Here is a 4,839-nt window from a genome sequence, read left to right as displayed (position 1 = left end):
GGCCTGCGTACGTGGGACGCGCCGCTCAGGACCAGCGCTGGTAGTTGCCGCCGTTGTCCGGCAGCGTGTACACCTGCCCCGTCCGGTTGCTGTCCAGAACGCGGCCGGTGGCCTTGTTCGTGATCTTCCAGCCGCTGGAGGTCTTCGTCTCCCACCACTTCTGGTAGTCGTTGCCGCCCTGGCAGGACCGGAGGTAGACGTTGCCGGCGGCATTGCTGTCGAGGCAGACATCGCCGCTGCCCTTGTGGGCTTTGAGCTGCCAGGATCCGTCGCCCTGCTTGACCTCGCGCCACCTGGGGGCGCTGTCGCTTCCGGTGAGCACCATCCCGAAGGTGCCCTGCCCCGTCAACAGGTATTTCCCGGTGGCCACGTTGCGCCAGGACACATTGCCGTCGGCGAATGCGTTCGTGGCCGCACCGAGAGCCAGCGCCGGAATCATCAGGGCGACAGAAACGGGCCGCACGACCCGCCTGCTGATCTTCAATTCTTTCCCCTTTGTCTCGGGGCAGGCCCTTTTGGTGAAGGCTGGTCAAGCCCTCGATCGACCCCCTGTCGGATCACCCACCCCGACGAGAAACCGTACATGAAGCTCGAACACGCACCCCAAGGGTTTTAATCGGGCAATTGGCAACAAAAAACCCAATGCGGCGATATGGCTTTTATCGTCGCCGATCCTCCGGCGCTCGTCCGCGCACCCCTGACCGCGGCCGCACGGATGCCGCGTGCCACACTGGGGATCCCCACCGTCTGCGCACGTGCCTCGACCGGGCCGCGAACAAGGAGGCCCCGATGGTCCTGGCATCGACAACTTCGCTGGTGACCAGCGGCACCCTGGTCGCCGCCGTGCCGGTGGCCCTCCTGGCCGGGATCATCTCGTTCTTCTCCCCCTGCGTGCTGCCGCTCGTCCCGGGGTACCTCGGCTACGTCACGGGCCTTTCCGCCTCGACGCTGAACCCTGAGGCGCGGGAGGAAAAGCGTGGCCGGATGCTTCTGGGCGCACTCCTCTTCGTACTCGGATTCTCGGCCCCATTTGTCACTCAGGGCGCCTTCTTCGGTTACTTCGGCAGCACCCTGTCCGCATACAAGGACACGCTCAACATAATTCTGGGAAGCCTTACGATCCTTTTCGGGCTCGCCTTCATGGGATTCCTCCCGGGCTTCACGCAGCGCGACTTCCGGATCCACCGGAAGCCCGGAGCCGGACTGCTCGGCGCACCCGTTCTCGGCTTCACGTTCGGACTCGGGTGGTCGCCCTGCATGGGTCCGACCCTCGGAGCCGTGATGAGCCTGTCCATGGGGCAGGAGAGCCCGGGCCGAGGCGCGCTCCTCGTGTCCTTCTTCTGCCTGGGCCTGGGTGTTCCCTTCATCCTCGCGGCTGTCGCCTTCCGCCGGTCGATGAAGGCGTTCGGATGGGTCAAGCAGCACTACGCGCTGGTGCTCAGGATCGGCGGAGGATTCCTCATCGCGGTCGGAGTGCTTCTCGTCACCGGGCTGTGGAGCGACTTCGTCTACCAGCTGCAGATCTGGCTGCCCGCGTCCAACGCGGTCGGGATCTGAGCCCGGCGACGTCTCCGGCGGGCCGGGTGGACGGCCCCCTCGGTGCCACTTCAACGGGGAAGCGCCTCCGACGCGGTGGGAACGAGGAACTCGACAGTCCTCGTTCTCGCCGGCCGCAGGCGCTTCCCCTTTTCTGACGATCTAGCCCAGCGGGTGCATCCAGCCGTGGGTGTCGGCGCTGTGGCCGGTCTGGAGCTCCAGCAGCGCCTTGCGCAGGCGCATGGTGACCTGGCCCGGCTCGCCGTCGCCCTGGGTCCAGTTGGCGCGCTCGGACTTGACCGAGCCGACCGGGGTGATCACGGCCGCGGTACCGCAGGCGAACACCTCGGTGAGGGTGCCGTTCTCGTTGTCGCGCTGCCAGTCCTCGGTGGTCAGGCGGCCCTCCTCGGCGGTGTAGCCGAGGTCGCGGGCGATGGTGAGGAGGGAGTCGCGGGTGATGCCGGGCAGGAGCGAGCCGGTGAGCTCCGGGGTGACGATGCGGTCGCCGTACACGAAGTACAGGTTCATGCCCCCCATCTCCTCGATCCAGCGGTGCTCGACGGCGTCGAGCCAGACCACCTGGTCGCAGCCGTGCGAGGCCGCCTGGGCCTGCGCGACCAGCGAGGCCGCGTAGTTGCCGCCGGTCTTGGCCGCGCCGGTGCCGCCCTTGACCGCGCGGACGTAGTCCTCGGAGAGCCAGACGGAGACGGGCTTGACGCCCCCGGGGAAGTACGCGCCGGCGGGCGAGGCGATGACGATGAAGAGGAACTCGTTCGCCGGACGGACGCCGAGGCCGACCTCGGAGGCGAACATGAAGGGGCGCAGGTAGAGGGAGGCCTCGCCGGAGTCCGGCACCCAGGCGCGGTCCTGCTTGATCAGCGCGTCGCAGGCTTCGATGAAGAGCTCGGCCGGCAGCTCCGGCATGGCCATGCGGCGCGCGGAGGACTGGAAGCGTGCGGCGTTGGCCTCGGGGCGGAAGGTGGCCACGGTGCCGTCGGGCTGGCGGTAGGCCTTGAGGCCCTCGAAGATCGTCTGCGCGTAGTGCAGCGTCATGTTCGCCGGGTCGATCGCGAGCGGCGCGTACGGGACCAGCTCGGCATCGTGCCAGCCGCGACCCTCGGTCCACTTGATCGTCACCATGTGGTCGGTGAAGTGGCGGCCGAAGCCGGGGCTGGCCAGGATCGCCTCGCGCTCCGCATCGGACAGCGGGTTCGAGGAGGGCTTGAGCTCGATCGTGGGCGTCGTCATGAGTGCTTGTCCTTCACCGGTTGTGTATGGCGGACCGCGCTCACGGCGTACTAGGACGTCCGAGCTTCCCGCATTCCGCGGCCTCGCGTTCGATTATCGCGCGCGAGCGGGCTGCGGAGAAGCGGGGACAGCGGCCCAGGGAGATGGTGGCACCCGGGGCCGCACAGGAAAAGCCGCCGGGTCCCATTGTGACCCGGCGGCTTCCTGAGGTGGAGCTGCCGGGTCAGCCGGCTACTCGAGCGGCGAGGGCGTCACCGATCGCGTCGGTGGAGCGGAAGGTTCCGTCGCGCTCCGCCAGGTCGGCGGAGACCGCGTCCTCGATGCGGACGGCCTGGGCCTCGTAGCCCAGGTGACGCAGCAGGAGGGCCACGGAGAGGATCGTCGCGGTCGGGTCGGCCTTGCCCGTGCCGGCGATGTCCGGGGCCGAGCCGTGGACGGGCTCGAACATGGACGGGAAGGCGCCGGTCGGGTTGATGTTCCCGGAGGCGGCGAGACCGATTCCGCCGGTCACGGCGGCGGCCAGGTCGGTGAGGATGTCACCGAAGAGGTTGTCCGTGACGATGACGTCGAAGCGCTCGGGCTGCGTGACGAAGAAGATCGTCGCGGCGTCGACGTGCAGGTAGTCGGTGCTGACCTCGGGGTACTCCTGGCCGACCTTGTCGAAGATGTTCTTCCACATGTGGCCCGCGTACACCAGGACGTTGTTCTTGTGGACCAGCGTCAGCTTCTTGCGGGGGCGGGCGTTCGCCCGCTCGTACGCGTCACGGACGACGCGCTCGACGCCGTAGGCGGTGTTGATGCTGACCTCGGTGGCCACCTCGGCGGGGGTACCGGTGCGCAGGCTGCCGCCGTTGCCGGTGTACGGGCCCTCGGTGCCCTCGCGGACCACGACGAAGTCGATCTCCGGGCGGCCGGCGAGCGGGGTGGCCGTGTTCGGGAACAGCTTCGACGGGCGCAGGTTGATGAAGTGGTCGAAGGCGAAGCGGAGCTTCAGCAGCAGACCGCGCTCCAGCACGCCGGACGGGACCGACGGGTCACCGATGGCACCGAGCAGGATCGCGTCGTGGTGCTTGAGCTCTTCGAGCTCCGCCTCCGGGAGGGTCTCACCGGTGCGGTGCCAGCGCTGGGCGCCGAGATCGTATTGCTTGGTCTCCAGCTTCACATCCTGGGGCAGGACCGCGGTAAGGACCTTGAGTCCCTGAGCCACGACTTCCTGGCCGATGCCATCACCGGGGATCACTGCGAGATTGATGCTGGTCGACATGACGGAACCGTACTCCGTGTCCCAGCCCTCAGACATTCCACGTCCACCATGTGGACGTACGCGGACGCGGAATGTCTCGGGCGACGCAGGTCAGTGGCCGGTCGACCCGCCGTTGTCACGGCGGTCGAGGGCGCGCTGGAGAGCGGCGGCGGCGTTCTTGCGGTCGTCGGCCGAGGCGGAGGTGTGGCGGACGCGGCGGGTGGCGGTGGAAACGGTCATGGTGATCGACTCCTTGAGATCACGGCGTGGCGGGGCCACGGATGAGGGGTTCCTTCAAGGCGCCGGAAGAGGCGGGGAGCGATGCGCCGCAGGGGTTGCCTGCCAGGGGGCGCGCGCTCTCGACCGCCATTCGCCTGATCGGCGAGACGTTCGGCTTCTACAAAGCTAGGGCAGGTCCCGTTGTATGTCTCGGCAATTACTCGGGCTTCCTACTATCTGAGACGCCCAGCCCCCGGGAAAGCCCCGTCCGGTGGCTCCGGTTGCACTCCTCTCCGAGCGAAGTTCCCTGTTCAGAGCCCGTACGGCGAGAGTTGAGGCGGATTCCGCCGTAGTGACGTATCCCACCTGCCGCACCGATCCCCCACGGCGCGGACCGGGGATGTCCACCGCCTCGGTCGCTTCGGGACGTGGTCGAAGCCCGAGCTGTCCCCGAGGGCGCCGCCGGTCGCCCCGCCCGGCACGCCGGCGACCACGGCGCGCACCTCGGGCTACTCGGGCGCTCCCTCCGCCTGGCGATGCGCCGCATCCGACACCGTGCGCCGATCCACCGGGATGAGGGGCAGCCCTTACAG

General features: G+C 68.3%; 5 protein-coding genes. 1 reads left to right on the top strand and 4 read right to left on the bottom strand.

Going from position 1 to position 4,839, the window contains the following annotated elements; translation table 11 throughout:
• Nucleotides 1-25 precede the first annotated feature (25 nt).
• Nucleotides 26-484 (bottom strand): RICIN domain-containing protein, encoded by a 459-nt coding sequence (locus ACWGIU_RS29935; RefSeq protein WP_453711001.1) that lies wholly within the window; start codon nucleotides 482-484, stop codon nucleotides 26-28.
• Nucleotides 485-789: 305 nt separating this feature from the next.
• Between ACWGIU_RS29935 and ACWGIU_RS29930 the strand changes: the two genes are divergently transcribed.
• Entirely contained in the window at nucleotides 790-1,557 is a 768-nt protein-coding gene (locus ACWGIU_RS29930; RefSeq protein ID WP_453710999.1) for a cytochrome c biogenesis CcdA family protein, read from the top strand.
• A gap of 141 nt (nucleotides 1,558-1,698) precedes the next feature.
• Here the strand turns inward: ACWGIU_RS29930 and ACWGIU_RS29925 are convergent, their stop codons facing one another.
• The 3 genes from ACWGIU_RS29925 to ACWGIU_RS29915 all read right to left on the bottom strand — a co-directional run bounded on the left by ACWGIU_RS29925 (nucleotide 1,699) and on the right by ACWGIU_RS29915 (nucleotide 4,267).
• Nucleotides 1,699-2,784, bottom strand: coding sequence for a branched-chain amino acid aminotransferase (locus ACWGIU_RS29925; RefSeq protein WP_453710997.1), 1,086 nt, complete (start codon nucleotides 2,782-2,784; stop codon nucleotides 1,699-1,701).
• 223 nt (nucleotides 2,785-3,007) lie between these two features.
• The gene (locus tag ACWGIU_RS29920; RefSeq protein WP_453710995.1) at nucleotides 3,008-4,048 is read right to left on the bottom strand and encodes a 3-isopropylmalate dehydrogenase; all 1,041 of its coding nucleotides are present in this window, start codon (nucleotides 4,046-4,048) and stop codon (nucleotides 3,008-3,010) included.
• A gap of 90 nt (nucleotides 4,049-4,138) precedes the next feature.
• The gene (locus ACWGIU_RS29915; protein ID WP_453710993.1) at nucleotides 4,139-4,267 is read right to left on the bottom strand and encodes a hypothetical protein; all 129 of its coding nucleotides are present in this window, start codon (nucleotides 4,265-4,267) and stop codon (nucleotides 4,139-4,141) included.
• Nucleotides 4,268-4,839: the final 572 nt, after the last annotated feature.

This window comes from Streptomyces sp. NPDC054840, assembly GCF_053611065.1.
Note: the sequence above shows the minus strand (reverse complement) of the source record. Positions and strands in the feature narration are given on the sequence as shown.